This is a genomic window from Streptosporangium sp. NPDC049248 (genome assembly GCF_040678965.1).
In the GTDB taxonomy this organism is placed as follows: domain Bacteria; phylum Actinomycetota; class Actinomycetes; order Streptosporangiales; family Streptosporangiaceae; genus Streptosporangium; species Streptosporangium fukuiense.
The window spans coordinates 55,836-74,095 of the sequence record NZ_JBFAQY010000001.1 but is presented as its reverse complement, the minus strand read 5'-3'; the positions used below and the strand labels follow the sequence as shown (position 1 = coordinate 74,095).

The 18,260-nt window shown below is 71.9% G+C and carries 18 protein-coding genes; 5 read left to right on the top strand and 13 right to left on the bottom strand.

Going from position 1 to position 18,260, the window contains the following annotated elements; translation table 11 throughout:
• Positions 1–18: 18 nt before the first annotated feature.
• From AB0K21_RS00355 to AB0K21_RS00345, 3 genes are all read right to left on the bottom strand, one after another.
• Positions 19–321 (bottom strand): hypothetical protein, encoded by a 303-nt coding sequence (locus AB0K21_RS00355; RefSeq protein ID WP_343976109.1) that lies wholly within the window; start codon positions 319–321, stop codon positions 19–21.
• Positions 322–577: 256 nt separating this feature from the next.
• Entirely contained in the window at positions 578–1,606 is a 1,029-nt protein-coding gene (locus AB0K21_RS00350) for a hypothetical protein (protein WP_343976106.1), read from the bottom strand.
• Between the two features lie 132 nt (positions 1,607–1,738).
• Positions 1,739–1,933 carry a hypothetical protein gene (locus AB0K21_RS00345; RefSeq protein ID WP_364146732.1) on the bottom strand — a complete coding sequence of 65 codons (195 nt, stop codon included), beginning with the start codon at positions 1,931–1,933 and terminating at the stop codon, positions 1,739–1,741.
• A gap of 186 nt (positions 1,934–2,119) precedes the next feature.
• Between AB0K21_RS00345 and AB0K21_RS00340 the strand changes: the two genes are divergently transcribed.
• The 3 genes from AB0K21_RS00340 to AB0K21_RS00330 all read left to right on the top strand — a co-directional run bounded on the left by AB0K21_RS00340 (position 2,120) and on the right by AB0K21_RS00330 (position 5,320).
• Positions 2,120–2,689 (top strand): winged helix-turn-helix domain-containing protein, encoded by a 570-nt coding sequence (locus tag AB0K21_RS00340; RefSeq protein WP_343976099.1) that lies wholly within the window; start codon positions 2,120–2,122, stop codon positions 2,687–2,689.
• A complete protein-coding gene (locus tag AB0K21_RS00335; RefSeq protein WP_343976096.1) occupies positions 2,686–3,969 on the top strand; it encodes an MFS transporter in 1,284 nt (427 codons plus the stop codon). Before AB0K21_RS00340 ends, AB0K21_RS00335 begins: the two co-directional genes overlap by 4 nt.
• A gap of 445 nt (positions 3,970–4,414) precedes the next feature.
• Entirely contained in the window at positions 4,415–5,320 is a 906-nt protein-coding gene (locus AB0K21_RS00330; RefSeq protein WP_343976093.1) for an SDR family NAD(P)-dependent oxidoreductase, read from the top strand.
• Positions 5,321–5,384: 64 nt separating this feature from the next.
• On the opposite strand, the gene AB0K21_RS00325 is transcribed toward AB0K21_RS00330, so the two are convergent.
• From AB0K21_RS00325 to AB0K21_RS00305, 5 genes are all read right to left on the bottom strand, one after another.
• Positions 5,385–5,618 carry a hypothetical protein gene (locus tag AB0K21_RS00325; RefSeq protein WP_364146728.1) on the bottom strand — a complete coding sequence of 78 codons (234 nt, stop codon included), beginning with the start codon at positions 5,616–5,618 and terminating at the stop codon, positions 5,385–5,387.
• Positions 5,615–6,397, bottom strand: coding sequence for an enoyl-CoA hydratase/isomerase family protein (locus tag AB0K21_RS00320; protein WP_343976087.1), 783 nt, complete (start codon positions 6,395–6,397; stop codon positions 5,615–5,617). The genes AB0K21_RS00325 and AB0K21_RS00320 overlap by 4 nt, the downstream gene beginning before the upstream one ends.
• A complete protein-coding gene (locus AB0K21_RS00315) occupies positions 6,394–7,020 on the bottom strand; it encodes a carboxymuconolactone decarboxylase family protein (RefSeq protein WP_343976084.1) in 627 nt (208 codons plus the stop codon). Before AB0K21_RS00315 ends, AB0K21_RS00320 begins: the two co-directional genes overlap by 4 nt.
• Before the next feature lie 201 nt (positions 7,021–7,221).
• Entirely contained in the window at positions 7,222–8,949 is a 1,728-nt protein-coding gene (locus AB0K21_RS00310; protein WP_364146725.1) for a CocE/NonD family hydrolase, read from the bottom strand.
• Positions 8,949–9,971 (bottom strand): fumarylacetoacetate hydrolase family protein, encoded by a 1,023-nt coding sequence (locus tag AB0K21_RS00305; RefSeq protein WP_364146723.1) that lies wholly within the window; start codon positions 9,969–9,971, stop codon positions 8,949–8,951. The genes AB0K21_RS00310 and AB0K21_RS00305 overlap by 1 nt, the downstream gene beginning before the upstream one ends.
• 166 nt (positions 9,972–10,137) lie before the next feature.
• Between AB0K21_RS00305 and AB0K21_RS00300 the strand changes: the two genes are divergently transcribed.
• The gene (locus tag AB0K21_RS00300; protein WP_343976075.1) at positions 10,138–11,382 is read left to right on the top strand and encodes an LLM class flavin-dependent oxidoreductase; all 1,245 of its coding nucleotides are present in this window, start codon (positions 10,138–10,140) and stop codon (positions 11,380–11,382) included.
• A gap of 224 nt (positions 11,383–11,606) precedes the next feature.
• Positions 11,607–12,791: an alpha/beta fold hydrolase gene (locus AB0K21_RS00295; RefSeq protein ID WP_364146720.1), complete on the top strand. Its 1,185-nt coding sequence runs from the start codon at positions 11,607–11,609 to the stop codon at positions 12,789–12,791.
• A 90-nt stretch (positions 12,792–12,881) separates the two neighbouring features.
• Here the strand turns inward: AB0K21_RS00295 and AB0K21_RS00290 are convergent, their stop codons facing one another.
• The 5 genes from AB0K21_RS00290 to AB0K21_RS00270 are packed head-to-tail and all read right to left on the bottom strand — an operon-like array spanning position 12,882 to position 18,233.
• Entirely contained in the window at positions 12,882–13,319 is a 438-nt protein-coding gene (locus AB0K21_RS00290) for a Zn-ribbon domain-containing OB-fold protein (protein ID WP_343976069.1), read from the bottom strand.
• Complete coding sequence (locus AB0K21_RS00285) at positions 13,316–14,485, bottom strand: acetyl-CoA acetyltransferase (protein ID WP_343976065.1); 1,170 nt, start codon at positions 14,483–14,485, stop codon at positions 13,316–13,318. Before AB0K21_RS00285 ends, AB0K21_RS00290 begins: the two co-directional genes overlap by 4 nt.
• Positions 14,486–14,519: 34 nt before the next feature.
• Complete coding sequence (locus tag AB0K21_RS00280; RefSeq protein ID WP_343976062.1) at positions 14,520–15,752, bottom strand: acyl-CoA dehydrogenase family protein; 1,233 nt, start codon at positions 15,750–15,752, stop codon at positions 14,520–14,522.
• Positions 15,749–17,338, bottom strand: a complete 1,590-nt coding sequence (locus AB0K21_RS00275) for an AMP-binding protein (RefSeq protein ID WP_343976059.1) — start codon at positions 17,336–17,338, stop codon at positions 15,749–15,751. Before AB0K21_RS00275 ends, AB0K21_RS00280 begins: the two co-directional genes overlap by 4 nt.
• 1 nt (position 17,339) lies before the next feature.
• Positions 17,340–18,233, bottom strand: a complete 894-nt coding sequence (locus AB0K21_RS00270) for an SDR family NAD(P)-dependent oxidoreductase (protein ID WP_343976056.1) — start codon at positions 18,231–18,233, stop codon at positions 17,340–17,342.
• Between the last annotated feature and the right edge of the window lie 27 nt (positions 18,234–18,260).

Here is an 18,260-nt window from a genome sequence, read left to right as displayed (position 1 = left end):
GATCGAAGCCCTTATCGTTCAGGGCGAGGTGGACTCGTTCAGAGGGTTCACCAGGTCGCGTGCCGCGATGGCCAAGGCGATGAAATCACGGAACCGTGCGAACTCCTCCTGGTTCATCTTCAGTCTCGTCCCCCCTGTGACCTGGTCGTCGCCCCGCCTGGCACCGAGCCGAACCTTGAACCCATCGCTGTACGGCTGGACGTCCACCCCAAGAAACGCCACGTGGTAACGACTGCTCTCGGACAGACCCCGGTGAAAGATCTCAAGGGTCCTGCCGTCCTGCACCAGGATGTAATCGCCGAGCTGAAACTCCGCCGCCATGGCTCCCGCTTCGAAAGCGTATAGATAACAGTGCCTCCGACTGTCCCATACGATCGATGGCTGCACGCCGAAGCCTGTGCCTACGTATTCGGCGATCTGGAGGCTCAGACTCCACGCCGTTCTCATCGAGGGCGGTGTAGATCGCCACCCGGTCCTCCGGGAGAAGGAAGCCGGAAACCACCGTCCCCGTCAAGATCCCAGACCGACGTCTCCGTGGTGATCCGTGATCAGGCCGGCATCACTCCGACCTGTGTGATCAGACGGGCAGGGTCGCGGCCAGCGGTGCGCCGATCTGGATGTCGAGATACGCCGCGAAACTGTCTCCGCCGACAGTGCTCTGGCGCGCGTCGATGATCACGACCGTTCCCGCCACAATGCCGGCGAAGCCGGTGCCGGACCGTCGGGACTGTTCGATGCGCTCGGTGACCGGGCGGCGAACCGCCTCGGTGAGAAAGGTGAGGCCGCGTGGGAACTCCTGGCTGAGCGGCTGCCGTTGCCGCCCCGACTCGATCCGGCTGCCGATGCCGAACCAAGCCGAGACGATCTGATCACCGCGGAGGGAGACACGGAAGTAGCCGTTCGACTGGGGGCGATTGCAGCTCTGCTGGGGCGGGTAGGCGCAGTCGTAACCACCGGCCCGAAGATCAGCCACGGCCGAACTCATCATGGTCGCGTAGTGCTCGGCGCCGAACGGCCAGCGTCGCACGGAGCTTTCCCGGGCGGTGACGACCAGCCCGTCGATCACGGAATAGCGGTAATCCGCGTGCGTGTCCCGCCATACGGTCCGGGGGATCTCGTCGCTCCGCTGCGCCATCCGGCCCCGGAGGTCACGATCGAAGTCGTTGATCTCCTGCCGCACCCGATCACCGGCGCCGGACCAGATCGCGGCCAGTGCCGGTGCCGCAGCAGCGGCGACCTGATCGTCTTCCGCCGACTGCCCGGCGGGCGGGAACCACGCCCAGGCGAGCCGGTCGTCATGGTCGAGCAGGAACTGCGCCACCTGCGGGTGAACCGTGTCCGCCTGGTCACGGTGACCGATCCGGCACCACAGGGCACGGCCGTCCGTATTGGCCCGGACCTGCGCACAGAACCAGCCGGCCGCCGCCAACGGCCGAGTGACGGACCCGGCCGTACCGCCGGCCGGGACGGGGTCGGCCCGCGAGTTCTCACCCGCCGCGTCGTGGTCGTAGACGCCATCGGGTGGCAGCGACGGTGGCTCGGCCGATCGGGTGCAGCCGGTCAGCGCGAGCGGGCCGAGGATCATGACCATCGAGATGATCATCATCTTGTGAATGGCCGGCCAAGGTCGGCGTGCGCGTATGGAGAGCGGAGGGGACACGGGTTCATCGAAGCCTCCGGTCCACCGATTCGACAACTTCGATCATCAGACGCGGGTTCGCGGCGCCGTGTCTCACGGTCACTCGCCCGCCCCCCGCCCTGGCCGGGGAGGGGCGGGCACGACCACGTCCGCCTGCGGGGGCACAGGCATCCGGATGCTCGCCCGCATCACGATGGCGAGCTCCACGCCGGCGACCGTCTGCGCGAAACGCACGTCGGTCCCGGCGACTCCGCCGTGCGCGGCCGCCGGGGACGCCCAGGCGAGCAGGGCCACGAGGGGCGAGCAAGAACCGGGACCAGACGTTGGTCACGGCCGTGAGCCTTGGAATCGGCCCGGGACCGCCACATCCCCCGCGGGCGCTGACGCGCCCTGTGCCGCAGGACTACCGGCAGGCGGAAAGGCACGGAGGATCCACAAGAGTCATTGCACAATGATTCTTGTTTATATAGAGTGCCCGCCATGCCTGATCATTCGTCGATCACCGACTCGCGGGTGCTTGCCGCCATGGCACACCCCCTGCGCCGCCGCTTACTCGACCTGCTGAAAGTGAACGGACCTGCCACCGCGAGCGCGTTGTCCCAGCGCACCGGGGAAGCGGTGGGCAACATCAGCCATCACCTGCGCGCGCTGGCCGGGGCCGGCCTCATCGAGGAGGCACCGGAGCTGGCTCAGGACAGGCGCGAGCGATGGTGGCGCCGCACCTCGCAGACGCTGTGCTGGTCATCCAACGACTTCACCCACGACGCCGCCGGCGAGGTGATCGCCCGGGCCCTCGAATCGATGAACCTGGAGCGGCAGACCGGCCACGTCCGCCGCTGGGCGGACCAGCCGCAGTCCATTCAGGAACGCTGGCCGCACGGTCCCTTCTCCAGCGAGACCTGGCTCCACGTGACCGACGACGAGCTGGCCGAGTTCGCCGCCGAGATCGCCGCGGTGATGAACCGATGGGCCGAACGCGACCTGCCCGACGACGGCAGAGACCGCGAGACCGTGTTCGCCTTCGCCCGGGCGGTGCCGGCGCAGCTATGACCCCGGCCACTGCCACCCCCGTCGCCCGGCCGCCCCGGTTCGGCCTGCTCCGCGGGCGTGACTTCCGGCTGCTCTGGATCGGCGAGAGCGCCAGCAGCCTGGGCAGCTCGGTCACCAGCGTCGCCCTCCCGCTGGTCGCGGTGACCACATTGCACACCTCGGCGTTCGCGGTCAGTGTGCTCGCGGCGGCCACGTGGCTGCCGTGGCTGGTCATCGGCTTGCCCGCGGGTGCCTGGGTGGACCGGCTCCCACGGCGCACGGTGATGCTGGTGGCCGACTACGTGTCGATGGCCGCTTTTCTCAGCGTGCCGGTCACGGCCGCCCTCGGCATGCTGACCACCGCCCAACTCGTCGTGGTCGCCCTGGTCGCGGGCACGGCCAAGGTGTTCTTCGCGACCGCCTACCGCGCGTACCTGCCCTCCCTGGTCCAGGGCGAGGACCTGCTGGAGGCCAACGCCAAGCTGCAGGGCAGCGAGCAGGTGGCCAACCTGGCAGGACCGGGCGTGGCCGGGTTGGTTGCACAGTTGTTCTCGGCTGTCGGCGGGCTCCTGGTGGACGCCGCGAGTTTCGCCGTCTCCGCCCTCTGCCTCCAGGGCATCGGGCACCGGGAGGTCGTCGAGAGGGGCCCACGGCGACGGCTGCGCAGCGAGATCCGGGAGGGACTGCGGACGGTCGTGGCCGACCCGCTGCTGCGCGGCAACATGCTCTACGGGTGCGTCGCCAACCTGGCGTTGACCGGCTACACGTCCCTTCTGGTCGTCTTCCTGGTTGACGACGTCGGGCTGAGCGCGGCGACGACCGGTGCGCTGATCGCCGTGACCAGCCTGGGAGGCGTCATCGGCGCCTTCGCGGCGCGGCCGCTGGCGGCGCGTCTGGGCAGTGCCCGTGCCTTCCTGATCGGCAAGGCCGCGCTGCCCCCGGCCGGCCTGTTCATCGCGTGCGCCGATCAAGGGGTGATGCTGGTGCCGTTCGTCGTCGCCAGCATCGTGATCATCGCCGGTGTCGTCGCGGGTAACGTGATCTTCTCGGGTTTCACCCAGGGCTACGTACCCACGACACTCATGGGAAGGGTGAGCACCAGCAGCCAGGTGGTCAACTTCGGCGCGATGCCGCTGGGCGCCCTGCTGGCAGGAACGCTGGCCGTCGCGTTCAGCGTCAGGGCCGCACTGTGGATCATGCTGAGCATCTTCGCCCTCAGCGGGCTGATCCTGCTGGCCTCGCCCCTGCGCCGGCTGCGGGATCTGCCGTCAGGACGCATGGAGCCGCCCACCGAGCACTGACGGCCGAGACGGAGTGATCTTCCACCCCGGCCGCGGCGGCGAATAACCGCCGCCCGCTTCCGGACCGCCTGCCGGCATTGGGGCATCGTCCAGTCGGCAGCCGGGCCGGCCGCGTGCTCGACAGCAGCGCAGCCGAACCGTTCTCAGATGTTGCCGTACAGCAATAGCGGCAACGCCTTCACCGCATGTCACTGTCACGGCAATTTTCGACAATTCCTCAGCCGCAGGCACCGCACCTGGATTCAATTCCATATTTCGCCGTTTCAAAAAGAAAACAGCCGATGGCGGCCCGGCGGACATATCTCGCCGACCGATAAATAATATCCGATACGCATTGATATCGAGGCTTGAATTCATTTACAATCGGGAAAGACTTTCCGTTCGTCCTGGCGGAGTTTTCCGCGGGGGCTCGGCGGAGTTCGATTTCCAAGGCATGGAGAGTGGCATGACGGCTTCATCCGGTATCCGCGGCGGGCTCGACCTGAGCGGGCGGGCCTGCATCGTCACCGGGGCCGCGCAGGGCATCGGGGCGGCCGAGGCTCGGCTGCTGGCGCGGCGCGGGGCGGCGGTGCTGTGCGCGGACCTGGCGGACAGCGGGCCGCTGGCCGAGGAGATCCGGGACGCGGGCGGCACCGCCGTGGCCTGGCGGGGGGACCTCGCCGAGAAGGGCGCGGCCGAGGACGTGCTGGACGCGGCCGAGGGGTTCGGGGTGCCGGTGTCGGTGCTGGTGAACAACGCCGGGATCGTCCGGGACCGGATGGTCTTCAATCTGGACGACGAGGACTGGGACGCGGTGCTCGCGGTCAACCTGACCGCGCCCTTCCGGCTGTGCCGGGCGCTGGCCCGGTACTGGCGGGCGCGACCGGGGGGCGGGCGCCGGATCGTGAACACGAGCAGCGAGTCGGGCCTGTACGGCAACGCGGGACAGGGCAACTACGCGGCGGCCAAGGCCGGTCTGGCCTCGCTGACCCTGACCATGGCGGCCGAGCTGGGCCGGTACGGGGTGTGCGTCAACGCGATCGCGCCGCGGGCGCGGACCCCGATGAGCGAGGCGGCGTTCGGCGGGCTGCCCGACGGCACGCTGCCCGCCGAGCGAATCGCGACCGTGGTGGCCTGGCTGGCCGGCCCGGCGGGCGAGGACATCACCGGGCAGGTCCTCGTCGTCGCCGGGGACACCGTGCGGCGGATGCGCACCTGGTCGCCGGTGCGCACGGCCCGGCAACCGGCGGACTGGTCGGCGGAGTCCGCCGCACGGTTCCGGGACGGGTTGTTCGCCGGGGACGGCAGCCGGTACGAGCCCGCCCCGATCGGGGCCCTGTTCACCGAGGGGTCCGGCGAGGGGCCGGGCTGAGCGGGCGTCCCGGCCCGACGTGCCCGCCCCCGCCGGGCAGACCGGCAGGGGCGGGCAGGGGGAGTCAGGCGCCATGCCGGTCGGCGCCGGCGGTGCCGGGGATCAGGGAACTGCGGACCTCGTCCTCGATCAGCTTCCACTCGCCGTCCCGCGCGGTGAGGCCGACGCCTTCCAGGACCGGCGTGTACTCGCCGGCCCGCTCGTAGCCGACCGACAGCCCGTCGATCTCCAGCAGCGGGGAGGCGGTCGGGGGGTCGGCGGCGCGGGTACCGGAACATGAGGTCTTCCTCTCGGTCACGGCCGCCCTGGGGCCGGCGGGGGCGAGGGCGGGAAGGAACGGGCGTCGACCGCGGCCAGCGACTCCAGGGCGAGCCCGTGCGCCAGGCCGAATCGCAGCTCTCGCCGGATCAGCATGGTCAGGCAGGCGCGGGTGTAGCGCAGGGTGAGGGTGGTGTTGCCGGCGAGCTGCCGGGCGAGCTCCCAGGCGCGCTCCAGCAGCCGCTCCGGCGGCAGCACCTCGGCGACCAGGCCGAGCTCCAGCGCCTCGCGGGCGCCGATGGTCCGGCCGGTGAGCAGGAAGTGCCGGGCCCGGTTCATCCCGAGCAGCCAGGGCCAGACGATGTGCACGCCGTCGCCCGGCACCACCCCGGCGACCACGTGCTGGTGGTCGGCGAAGGCGGCCGTCTCGGAGGCGAGCACGATGTCGGAGAGCAGCGCCAGCTCGGCGTGCTCGGTGGCCGGGCCGTTCACCGCGGCGATCACCGGGACCTCGATGTCGAGCAGGTCGAAGAGCAGGTTCCGCCCCTCGTGCGCGATCCGGTCCCAGCCCAGCGGGGTGGTGTTGCGCCGCTCGAACGCCATCTCGGTCAGGAAGTCGGGGCCGGTGCCGGTCAGGATGACCACCCGGTTGTCCGGGTCTGTGGCGATCTGCCGGAACGCCTCGGGCAGCTCGCGGTGCGCCCGCTCGCTCCACTTCAGCGACCCGCCGTCGGTGTGCAGCGAGACCTGCAGGATGCCGTCGTGCCGCTCCATCGCGACGTCGGCGAACCGGTCGCGGTACTCCTCGAAGCTGCTCACCGGCCCGGCGCCCCCGCCTTGTGGTTCTCCGGGCGGCGGCCGTCGGGTGCCCAGGCCCGGTAGCCCGGCTCCAGCGGCACCTCGAAGGTGGCCATCAGGGTGGTGAGGGCGCGCCAGATCGCGATCACGTAGCAGATCTCGACCACCTCGCCGTCGTTCGCCAGCTCCGACCTCAGGTCGTCCAGGGTCTCCGGGGAGATCCGGTCGTCGCGCACCATCTCGTCCACCGCGCGCATCACGGCGCGCTCGGCGGGCCCGAACCCCGGGTGGTCCGCGCCCTCGCGGACGGCGAGCACGTCGGCGGGGCGCTTGCCGGGCAGGTCGACGTCGACCGTCGGCGCGTAGTGGTGGGCCCACAGGTACTCGGAGCCGGTGGCCCAGGCCACCCGCATGATCGCGAGTTCGCGCAGCCGGGTGGCCTCCGGGCGGACGGTCAGCCGCCCCTCCCACAGGATCCGGTCGTTGATCTCGTTCTCCACCCGGGCGGACTGCGGGGAGTTCATCAGCAGGCGGTAGAAGTGGATCCGCGACATCTCCTCGCGCATCCCCACCTCGACCGCGATCCGCGCGGCCTCCTCCACCGGGAGCATCGGAATCAGGCCCTGGGGTTCGTCGGTCGGCATGGCCGCCCCTTTCTGACAGGCGTGGATCACGGGCGGCCCGCCTTCCACGGCGCGGCACGCTGTTCGAGCCGTTCGAAGAGCTTCACGAGCAGCACGCCCGTGACGGCGAAGATGAGCACCCCGGCGAGCAGGGCGTCGGTTTGCCAGGATTCGGGATGCTGCGGTGCCCTGACCTCACCCCGGGTGCCGTTATCCCCGCCGTTACCGGGCGGGAGTCACGGGGAGCACGAGCGCCGAGGGGTGCTCGGCGTCGTGCAGGACCGTCTGTAGCGCGACCCGCAGGTCCTCCGGCGAGGACGCCGTGCCGTCCGCGGTGTTGGGGTGCCGGTCGTACTTGGGGAACGAGCCGCTGGAGACCTCCAGCCGGATCCGGTGCCCGGGCAGGAACACGTTCCCGGTGGCGATCAGGTCCACCTCGACCCGGATCGGCCCGTCCCCCGCGGCCGCGACCTCCGCCGCGGTGATCCGCCGGATGCCGTCGCAGAGCAGGTACGCCCGGCCGTCGGGGTGGACGTCCACCAGCTTGGCGGTCACATCGGTGGCCGGGGCGGTGGTGCGCAGGTGCAGCACGGCGTGCACCGGGCCGATCACCTCGACCGGCTCGGTCAGCGGGTCGCCGCTGTAGACCAGGACGTCGTCGCGGTCCTCGACCGCGCTCTGGTCCATCGGGCCGGAGTTGGCTGCCGGGTTGGGCAGGTAGACGGCGCCGCCGCGGGTGGGCACCGGGTGGCGCGGGTCGTACCGGAAGGCGTCGTACGGTTCGCCGCCGCACGGCGGCTCGGTGCTCAGCCGGCCGTCCCCGTGCCGGGAGTTGGCCGTTCCGCCGCCGCGCAGGTACCACTTCGTGGGGCGGGCGCGGGCGGGCGGCCACTCCTGCTCGTCGCGCCACTCGTCGGCGCCCATCACGAACACCCGCACCGGCGGCAGGTCGGGTTCCGGACCGTCGGCCAGGTGCCGCCCGAACCAGGCGAGCTGGATCCCCTCCAGGTCCATCCCGACCGGGAACCGCCGCTCCGGGCCGCAGGAGTCGCCGAACAGCGCGGGCGCCCACTGGGTCCACGGGCCGATGACCAGGCGCTGCGCCTCGGCGGCCGGCCCGCCCGCGTCCTTGATCGCCTGGTACGCGGCGAGGTTGCCGTCCAGGTGCACGTTGTACCAGCCGGCCACGTGCAGCACGGGGACGTCGGTCCCGGCCAGCGCCTCGCGGGCGCTGAGCCGGTCCCAGTACGGGTCGCCGGGCGGGTGGGCGAGCCACTCCCGGTAGTGCGGGGCGACCCCGTCCAGGGCGGGCACGTCCGGGAGCGGGAGGGCGCGGAAGGCGGCGTCCGGGTCACGCAGGGCGCGCGCCAGGGCGCCGGAGGCCGTCCGGTGGACGTCCGCGCCGTCGCGGGCGACGGCGCGGCCGAGCTGGTCGGGGGCGAGGTTGGCCAGACTCCACCAGAGGTTGAAGCCGAGCTGGAACGCGCCACCGCGCCAGACCCAGCCGCCGTCGAACTCGGACGCGGTGAAGTGCGGCACGATCGTGCGCAACCCGGGCGGCCGGTGCCGCAGCGCCTGCCACTGCGGGACGCCGTTGTTCGACGCCCCGTACATGCCGACCTTGCCGTCGGACCACGGCTGCGCGGCGGCCCACTCCACGCAGGCGGCGGCGTCCGCGCCGGAGCCCTCGAACGGGCGGAACGGCTCGTCGCCGCCGGAGCGGAACCGACCGCGCGCGTCCACCACCACGACGGCGAACCCGTGGTCCACCGCGCGCTCGGGGTTGATCACACCGTAGACCGAGGCCCAGTTCGCCTTGTCGTAGGCGGTGTACTGGAGCAGCACCGGCCGCCGGCCGGGAGCCGGGTCGCGGTAGACGTCGGCGCGCAGCACCACGCCGTCCGGCAGCGGGATCCGCACGTCCCGCTCGCGCAGGACCGGGGGCCGCATCAGTCCTCGCCCGCGGCGGCCCGCACCACGCGGGTCTCCAGCGCGCCGAGCCCGTCGATCTCCAGCCGGACCACGTCGCCCGGCTTGATCCAGCGGTCGATCTCGATCCCGGCGCCGGTGCCGACCGTGCCGGAGCCGAGCAGGTCGCCCGGCAGCAGGGTCTCCCCGGCCGACGCGTGCGCGACGATCTGCTCGATCGACCAGTGGATCGTCGCGGCGGAGCCCTCCGACCACAGCTCGCCGTTGACGAAGGCCCGCATCCCGGCGCCGAACGGCCGGGGGATCTCGTCGGCGGTGACCAGGTACGGCCCGGTGGCGCAGCCGCGGTCGAAGCCCTTGGTCTTGGCCGGGCCGACCCGGGTGCCCATCTCGCGGCCCTGCACGTCGCGGCAGGACAGGTCGTTGAAGATGGTGAGCCCGGCGATGTGCTCCCAGGCCCGCTCGGGCGGGATGTCCCGGCCGCGGCGGCCGATCACGATCGCGAACTCCAGCTCGTAGTCGAGCTTCTCGGTGTAGGCGGGCCACTGGCCCGGCTCGTCGGGGCCGAACACCGAGGCGCTGCGCGTCACGTAGTGCGACGGGGCCTCGTACCACTCCTGCGGGACCTCGCGGCCCAGGTTGCGCAGGGCGTTGACCATGTGGTCCTCGAAGGCGAAGAAGTCGCGCACGGTCGGCGGCCGGTCGACCGGGGCCAGCAGGCGGACCGCGTCGCGCCGGTAGGCGTGCGCGCCGAGCGGACCGGACCGCTCCAGCGCGGCCTCGGCGTCGCCCAGCGCGTCGAGCAGCCGCCGCGCCTCACTTTCGGCGCGCCCGCCCGACCCCAGCAGGGCGACGGTGCTCCCGGGGAAGACCGCGCGGGCGAGGTCGGCGGCGCGGCCGGCCTCTCCGCCGTCGGCGAGGATCTCCGAGGCGAGGAGCGCGGCGAGGTCGACGACGACCGGCGCGTCGAGCGCTCCGACCGCGGCTCCCGTCCGCACCTCGGCGTCCGGCCAGCCATGCGGTGTGAAGCGGCAAATCCTCATGGGAACCCTCCGTCGATCGCGACCGAATGGCCGTTCTGTTATGAAGTGCGGTTTATTGCGGGAGCCGTTACTCCGTCGTTACGGATCACGGGGAACGGCCCGGTAACTGGCCGCCCCGTTCGATATCGGCAGTGAATTCGGTCTGTGACTGCTGAGGAGTGAGACAGTGGGCGTCAAGGCGATCGTGCAGCTGTACCCGGTCATCCCGGTCGAGGGCGGGGCCGCCGGCCGCGCGGCCCGGCGACCGCTCGGGCGCGACCGCGACGAGTTCCAGAAGGTCATGCGGGACTGGGCGAGGATCGCCAAGGCCGCCGAGGACCTGGGGTACTGGGGCATCGCCGGTATCGAGCACCATTTCCACTCCGAGGGGTACGAGATCTCCCCGTCCCCGGGAGTGGTCAACGCCTGGCTGGGCGCGCACACCAGCCGGATCAACATCGGCACCAACGGCTATGTGCTGGGCACCCAGGACGCCATCCGGGTGGCCGAGGAGTGCGCCATGCTCGACCACATGCTCCAGGGCCGCTTCTGGGCCGGGGTCAGCCGCGGCTACCAGTCGCGCTGGACCGACGTGCTCGGCCAGCATCTGGGCACCCAGGCCACGCTGTCGGACGGCGGCGCGGCAGACAAGGCCAATCGCGGGATCTTCGAGGAGCAGGTCGAGCTGATGCTCAAGGCCTGGACCCGGGACTCCTTCGACTTCAACGGCTCCAGGGTCCAGGTGCCGTTCCCCTACGACACCGGCATCACCGGCTACCCGGCCGCCGACACCGCGTCGCTGATGGGCGCGACGGACGAGGTCGACGGGGACGGGGTGATCCGGAAGATCTCCGTCACTCCGGCGCCGTACCAGCGGCCGCATCCGCCGGTGTTCGTGGCGTCCTCCAGCTCGGAGGAGTCGGTCCGCTACTGCGCGCGCAACGGCTTCGTGCTGACCAGCTTCTCGCCCGCCTCCCGCACCGAGGAGTTCGCCCGGGTGTACGCCGAGGAGGCGGCCGCGGTCGGCCATCCGCTGCCGTTGGGCGCCAACCAGGCCCCGGTGCGGTGGCCGCACATCACCGACTCCCCCGCGGCGTTCGACAAGGCCCTGCTGGACTACGACGCCGACATCTTCGAGCACTTCTACTCGAAGTTCTTCAAGAAGAAGATGGCGATGGGCGACGACGTGGTGCAGGCCGTCAAGGACTCCGGCCTGTTCCTGGGCGGCACCGTCGACCAGGCGCGAGCCCAGTTCGCGGCGGAGTGGGAGCGGGTCCCCTACGAGTACTCGGTGCTGATCTGGCACTGGGCGCAGCAGCCGGCCGACGACGTGATCCGCGAGATGGAGCTGATGGCCACCAAGGTCTACCCGGAGATCGGCGGCATGGCCGGTCCCCAGGAGCGTCCGCTGGCGCAGTGGGCCACGACCTGACCCGGCGCCCGCGTACGGCCGCCGCCCTCGACCCGGGGCGGCGGCCCGGTGCGCCCGCCGTCCGACAACGGCGGGCGCACCGGGTAACGCCACCTGTAATGCGGCGGCGGTATCAATATGAGCCGCAAGTACCAGTCCCAGATGACCGCAGATGCCAACGGACGAGGGCACGCTCGCACGCGTGCGCGTCCGCCGCCCGTCTCGCCGTCCCGCGAGGAGTCGTCGTGTTCGAGTTCTTCCCAGGCGACCGCGCCTGGTCGTCAACGGTGAACCTGGCCCTGATGGCCGGTGGCTCGCTCGGCGACATGGAGCGCTGGCTGGGCCCGCTCCGCGACCTGCCCGCGGCGGACCCCTCCGCGGCGGACCCGCCGCCGGCGAGGCTGGAGGCCTGGGCCGCGGCCTGGGCGGGGATGGCGCACCGGCAGGAGGAGCTCGCCGCCCTGGACCTGAAGGCCGGGTACCCACTGACGGCGGGGGCGCGCTACCTGCGCGCCTCGGTGTACCACGCGAGCGGGCAGCGGCAGATCCCGCTGGGGCCGGCGAAGTCGGAGAGCTACGCCGCGGCCCTGCAGGCGTTCGGGAACGCGGTGGAGTGCGCGTCCCTGCCGCTGGAGCGCATCCACATCGACTCCCCCGACGGCATGATGCCCGGCTACCTGATCGCGCCGGACGCCACCGACCCGCGGCCGGTGGTCATCGTCTACGGCGGTCTGGACCTGACCAAGGAGCTGGTGTACGCCGTGGTGGGCACCGCGTTCGCCCGCCGGGGCGTCACCTGCCTGGTCGTCGACACCCCCGGCACCGGGGAGCTGATCCGGCTGCGCGGCGTGCCCTCGCGCCCGGACTACGAGGTGCCCACCGCGGCGATCATCGACTACCTGGAGACCCGGCGTGACGTGGACGCCCGGCACGTGGCCGTGCTCGGCATCAGCTTCGGCGGGTACTACGCGGCCCGCGCGGCGGCGTTCGAGCCGCGGGTCTCGGCCTGCGTCTCGTGGGCCGGCAGCTGGGACTGCGGCGCGGTCTGGAGACGGCGCTGGGACGGCCGCTCCGGGTACGAGCCGGCGTCGTGGTTCCTGCCCTGGGTGCTCGGCACGCCGACCGTGGAGCAGGCCCTGGAACGGCTGGAGGAGTGGACGCTGGCCGACGTGTGGCCGCGGGTGACCCAGCCCCTGCTGATCGTGCACGGGGAGGACGACCGGGAGATCCCGGTCGCCGACGCGCACCGCGCCTTCGAGGCGGCCGGATCGGAGGACAGGACGCTGCGCGTGTTCACCGCCGGGGAGGGCGGCACCGAGCACATGCAGACCGACGACCCGGGCCCGGCCCTGCAGCTGATCGCAGAGTGGCTGTCGCTGCGGATGCCGGTGGAGGCGCACCTGCCGGTGCCCTCGCCGCGCGCGGTCTGACCCCCGGCTCCAAAGCGCCGACCGACACCGAAGCACCCCGCGGCCCTGAGGCCGCGGGGTGCTTCTCGGTCTGCGCCGGCCCGGTCCGGGTCAGGCGGCGGGGCGCCAGAACGGCAGGGACGCCTCATCGTTCAGCGGGACGAAGTCGACCTCGACCCGCATCCCGATCCGGACCTCGTCCACCTCGCAGCCGATCACGTTGCCCATGATCCGCGGCCCCTCGTCGAGCTCGACCACGGCGACCGCGTACGGGGTCCACTGGCTGAACGGGAACGCCCCGTTCTGCCGCACCACCGAGAAGGTGTGCACGACGCCCCTGCCCGCGGTGGTCAGCCAGCCGGGTACGGCGCCGCACTCGACGCAGATCTGCCGGGGGTAGAACTGCCGGTGGCGGCACTCGGGACACTCCTGCACCAGCAGCTCGCCGCGCAGCGTGGCCTCCCAGTACGGCCGGGTGGAGGCGTCCAGCAGCGGTACCGGGCGGCCCTCCATCGGGGGTGCGTCAGTGGGTGTGGTGGCGTTCGTCATGCCTTGTCCTTTCCGAGGATCACGGTGCCCATCGCCGACAGCCAGCCGCCGGAGCCGCACGCCAGGGCGACCTCGGCGCCCTCGACCTGCGCCGCGCCGCCCTGGCCGCGCAGCTGCCGGGTGGCCTCGATGAGCAGGAAGATGCCGCGCATGCCGGGGTGGCAGGAGCTGAGCGCGCCGCCGTCGGTGTTCAGCGGCAGGGCGCCGCCGAGCTGCAGGGCGCCGGAGGCCGCGAACGGGCCGCCCTCGCCCTTCTTGCAGAACCCGAGGTCCTCCAGCATGAGCAGCGCGGTGATGGTGAAGCTGTCGTAGAGCTGCACCGTGTCGACGTCGTCGGGGGTGAGGCCCGCCTGGGCGAAGGCCTCCTTCCCGCTGCGCTCGGCGGCGGTGCGGGTGTAGTCGGGCATCTGGCTGATGTTCCAGTGCGTCTGCGCCGACGCGGCGCCCAGCACGTACACCGGCGGCTGGCGCAGGTCGCGGGCCCGCTCGGCGGTGGTGACGATCACCGCGCCGCCGCCGTCGGAGACCACGCAGCAGTCCAGCAGGTGCAGCGGGTCGGCGATCATACGGGAGTTGACCACGTCCTCGACCGTCATCGGCTTGCGGTACTGCGCGTTCGGGTTGAGCGCGGCGTGCGTGCGGCAGGCCACCGCGATCGCGGCCAGCTGCTCGGAGGTGGTGCCGTACTCGTGCATGTGCCGCTGCGCGGCCATGGCGTAGGCGCCGATCAGCGAGTTGCCCCAGGGCGCCTCGAACTGCAGGACGCCCGGGACCGCCTCGCCCGGCCTCTTGGCGCCGAAGCCGGGGTTGGTGCCCGACTTGGTGTACAGGTCGGAGCCGTAGACGATCAGCACGTTGTCGCACAGGCCGGCCCGGATCGCGGCCGCCGCGTGCTGGACGTGCAGCTCGAAACTGGAGCCGCCGACGGCGGTGCCGTCGAAGTACCGTGGGTTGATGCCCAGGATCTCGGCCATGGTGCCGGCGTTGTCGGGCTGCGCGAAGTCTCCCTGGGCGCACATGAACCCGTCGATCTCGCTCTTGGCGAGGCCGCAGTCGGCGAGCGCCCGCTGCACGGCGAGTACGTGGTGCCCGACCGCGTCGAGATGCGGGGCCTTGGGGTAGTCGCTCAGGCCGATCCCGGCGACGACTGGCGTGCGGTCAACCATGGGTGTGGTCTCTCCTCGTGAGGGTGGGCTGCGGTCAGCGGTTGGGAGCGGGCTCGCGGGGGAGGCCGAGGATGCGCTCGGCCATGATGTTGCGCATGATCTCGTCGGTGCCGCCGGCGAGGCGCAGGGACGGCGCGCTCAGCGCGAGTTCGGCCCAGACGTAGGTGCCCCACTCGCCGGTGTCGGCGGTCATGCGGGCTCCGAGGACACGGCCGGCGAGCGCGCCGATGGCGCGCACGTTCTCCGAGTCCATCAGCTTGATGATCGAGGCCTCGGCCCCGGGCTCGCCCCCGGCGGCGCGGGCGGCGGCCCGCGCGGCGGTCCACCGGATGATGTCGCGCCGGATCGCGATCCGGGCGAACTCCGCCCGGATGCCGGTGTCGCCGTCGAGGCCGAAGTGCCTGATCAGGCCGAGCAGCCGCTCGACCGGGTCGGAGGCGGGCGGGGAGGTCCGGTAGCCCATGGACGCCCGCTCGTTGCCGAGCGTGGTCATGGCCACCTTCCAGCCGTCGCCGGGCCTGCCGAGCACGTGGCTGTCGGGGACGAACACGTCGTCCACGAACACCTCGTTGAACGCCTCGCCGCCGGTCATCTGGCGCAGCGGACGGACCTCGACGCCGGGGTCGTGCATGTCGATCATCAGCATGGTCAGGCCGCCGTGTTTGGAGGCCTCCGGGTCGGTGCGGACCAGCATCTCGCCGATGTCGCTGTAGTGGGCGCCGGAGGTCCACACCTTCTGCCCGCTCACCCGCCAGCCGTCGCCGTCGCGGACCCCGCGGCTGCGGACCCCGGCCAGGTCCGAGCCGGCCTCGGGCTCGGAGAAGAGCTGGCAGGCGAGCAGGTCGGCCCGGTACAGCGCGCGGAGGTACCTCTCCTTGACCTCCGGGGTGCCCCAGGCGAGCAGGGTCGGCGCGACGATGTGGTGGCCGACGACGAAGCAGGCCTCCGAGGGCAGCTCGTAGTCGGCGGCCACCTCGTCGAACAGTTCCTGGAAGCGCGCGTCCCGGCCGCCGCCGCCGTACTCGGCCGGGCCGGTGAGCCAGCCGAACCCGGCGTCGAAGAGCTCGCGGCGGAAGGCCGTCGCGGCCTCCACCATCCGCAGTTCCTCCTCGCGGGTCGGCTCGGCGCCGGAGCTCAGCTCGTCCGAGCCGACACCCCAGCCCTCCTGTGCCTCGGGGAGCGGCTTGGCGTGCGCGTCGAGGAACGCCCGGACGGCGTCCCGGAACGCGGCCTCGCCGGTCGGGGGGTGTTCGGTCTGGTCACTCACGCTTGCTCCCGCAGCAGACGGTGGAGCACCTTGCCACTGGCGTTCTTGGGCAGGGTGCCGGTGTGGATTCGGATCTCGTCGGGCACCTTGTACTTCGCGAGGCGGTCCCGGCAGAACCCGCGGATGTCCTCGGGCGTGGTCTCGGCGGCGGCCGCCCCGGCGAGTACGACGTGGGCCCGCACGGTCTGGCCCCAGTGCGGGTCCGGGACGCCGACGACGGCGCACTCGACCACGCCGGGGAAGGCGGACAGGACCGTCTCGATCTCGATCGGGTAGACGTTCTCGCCGCCACGGATGATCATGTCGTCCCTGCGGCCGGCCAGGTACAGGTAGCCCTCCTCGTCGAGGTGGCCGAGGTCGCCGCCCTTGAACCAGCCGTTCACCACCACCTGGGCGGTCTTCTCCGGCTGGCCGTGGTAGCCGCTCATCACCATGTCGCTGCGGGTGACGATCTGGCCGACCTCGCCGGTCGGCACCTCCCGGTCGTCGGCGTCCCAGATCTGCAGGTCGATGTTGTAGCCGGGGCGCCCCACCGACTTCAGCAGGTGCGGGTGCCCGTTCAGCGCGCGCAGGTGGTCCTCGGGGGTCAGCACGCTCTGCATGCCCGCCTCGGTGCCGGCGCCGAAGCCGTTGTAGAAGTCGCAGTCCATCACCGCCATCGCCCGGGTCAGCAGGTCGGGCGACATCGGCGCGGCACCGTAGAAGACCGAGCGCAGCGTGGCGAAGTCGGCCGGGTCCACGTCCGGCTGCCGCAGCAGCGCACTGATCATGGTCGGCACCAGGAACACGTCGGTGAGGCCCTTGCGGCACCACCTCAGCAGCTCCGCCGGGTCCCACTGCGGGATGATCAGCGACGTCGAGCCGCGGTGGATCGCGTTGAGCACCAGGCCGAGCCCGGCGACGTGGTACAGCGGGGAGGCCGAGTAGCGGAACTCGTCCCGCAGGAAGCGGTACTCCAGGACCGCGTTGGAGACCATGGTCTTCCACATGCGGTGCGACTGCATGACGCCCTTGGGCAGGCCGGTCGTGCCGCTGGTGAAGGCGAGCGCGATCACGTCCTCGTCCTCGACCGCCGCCGGCACCGGGGCGCCGGCCGCGCCGAACGCGAGGACCTCCTCCAGCGGGACGGTCCCCTCGGAGGCCGTACCGCAGCCGACCACGTGCGCCAGGTGCGGCAGCTCCGGCCGGGCCCGCAGCACGTCCGGCGCGTACCGGTCGCCGACGAAGATCCAGGACGCCTCGGCGGTGCGCAGCAGGGTCGTGATCTCGGCGGGCGACAGCCGGTAGTTCAGCGGCACCGCCACCGCGCCGAGCTTGAACAGGGCGAGCAGGATCTCCACGTACTCCGGCGAGTCGGTGTCCAGGATCGCGACCCGGTCGCCCTGCCGCAGGCCCGTCTCCTGCATGCCGCGGGCCAGCCGGTCCACCCGGTCGCGGACCTCTGCGAAGGTGCGCGAGCCGTCGGCGGTGACGAAGCACTCCCGGTTCGGGGAGCGCCGCGCGGCCATGTCGATCCACTCCCCGATCCGGATCCCCGACAGGCGCTGCCCGGTCAGCGGGGCCGGGCGGAGGTGCTGCGCGGCCATCTCACTTCCCCAGCATCTCGGCGAGGAGCTCCATCTCGGCCAGACTGTTGCCCGGCACCTGGTAGCCGGTGTCGTCGAAGACCTCGGCCAGGTGGTCGCGGACGTCCTCGGCGCTGAGGGAGCCGTTGACATAACCGCGGGTCATGCCGACGAACACCCGGGCCACCCGCCCGGCGCCCGCGCTGAGCACCTCGCCGGACAGCTCGCACGAGTCGTGGCACAGGTACGCGACCACGGACGAGACCAGCGCGGGGTCCAGCCGGTCGGCGAGCGGGTTCTCGAAGCCCTCGGTCATCCGGGTGAGCGCCACCGGGCCGACCGCGTTCGCCCTGATGTCGTACTTGCGGCCCTCGATGGCCAGCACCTTGATCAGCCCGACCAGCCCCATCTTGGCCGAGGCGTACGAGGCCTGGCCGAAGTTGCCGAAGAAGCCGGCCGAGGACGAGGTCACCACGACCCGCCCGAAGCCCTGCTCACGGAAGATCCGCCAGGCCGGGCGGGTGACGTTGAAGGCGCCCTTCAGATGCACGTCCAGCACCGGGTCCACGTCGTCGGGGCCGGTGTTCTGGAAGGTCTTGTCGCGCAGGATGCCCGCGTTGTTCACCACGACGTCCACCCGGCCGAACGCGGAGACCGCGGTCCGGATCAGGGCCTCGCCGCCCTCGGTGGTGGCGACGGAGTTGACGTCGGCCACCGCGGTGCCGCCGAGCGCCTCGATCTCCTTGACCACGATCGCCGCCCGGCCGCTCTCGACGCCGTCACCGGACAGGGACGTGCCCATGTCGTTGACGACGACCTTCGCGCCGCGGCGTCCCAGTTCGAGGGCGTGGGCCCGGCCGAGCCCCCCGCCCGCTCCGGTGACCACGGCGACCCGACCGTCGAAGCTAAGATCCACGGTGACTTCCTCCTTTGGCGGCGGCCC

Bases quoted from the DNA above. Each gene is read 5' to 3' on its own strand.
- AB0K21_RS00355 (WP_343976109.1), bottom strand. From the start codon at position 321: ATGGCGGCGGAGTTTCAGCTCGGCGATTACATCCTGGTGCAGGACGGC.
- AB0K21_RS00350 (WP_343976106.1), bottom strand. From the start codon at position 1,606: ATGATGATCATCTCGATGGTCATGATCCTCGGCCCGCTCGCGCTGACC.
- AB0K21_RS00340 (WP_343976099.1), top strand. From the start codon at position 2,120: ATGCCTGATCATTCGTCGATCACCGACTCGCGGGTGCTTGCCGCCATG.
- AB0K21_RS00335 (WP_343976096.1), top strand. From the start codon at position 2,686: ATGACCCCGGCCACTGCCACCCCCGTCGCCCGGCCGCCCCGGTTCGGC.
- AB0K21_RS00330 (WP_343976093.1), top strand. From the start codon at position 4,415: ATGACGGCTTCATCCGGTATCCGCGGCGGGCTCGACCTGAGCGGGCGG.
- AB0K21_RS00315 (WP_343976084.1), bottom strand. From the start codon at position 7,020: ATGCCGACCGACGAACCCCAGGGCCTGATTCCGATGCTCCCGGTGGAG.
- AB0K21_RS00310 (WP_364146725.1), bottom strand. From the start codon at position 8,949: ATGCGGCCCCCGGTCCTGCGCGAGCGGGACGTGCGGATCCCGCTGCCG.
- AB0K21_RS00305 (WP_364146723.1), bottom strand. From the start codon at position 9,971: ATGAGGATTTGCCGCTTCACACCGCATGGCTGGCCGGACGCCGAGGTG.
- AB0K21_RS00290 (WP_343976069.1), bottom strand. From the start codon at position 13,319: ATGACGAACGCCACCACACCCACTGACGCACCCCCGATGGAGGGCCGC.
- AB0K21_RS00285 (WP_343976065.1), bottom strand. From the start codon at position 14,485: ATGGTTGACCGCACGCCAGTCGTCGCCGGGATCGGCCTGAGCGACTAC.
- AB0K21_RS00275 (WP_343976059.1), bottom strand. From the start codon at position 17,338: ATGGCCGCGCAGCACCTCCGCCCGGCCCCGCTGACCGGGCAGCGCCTG.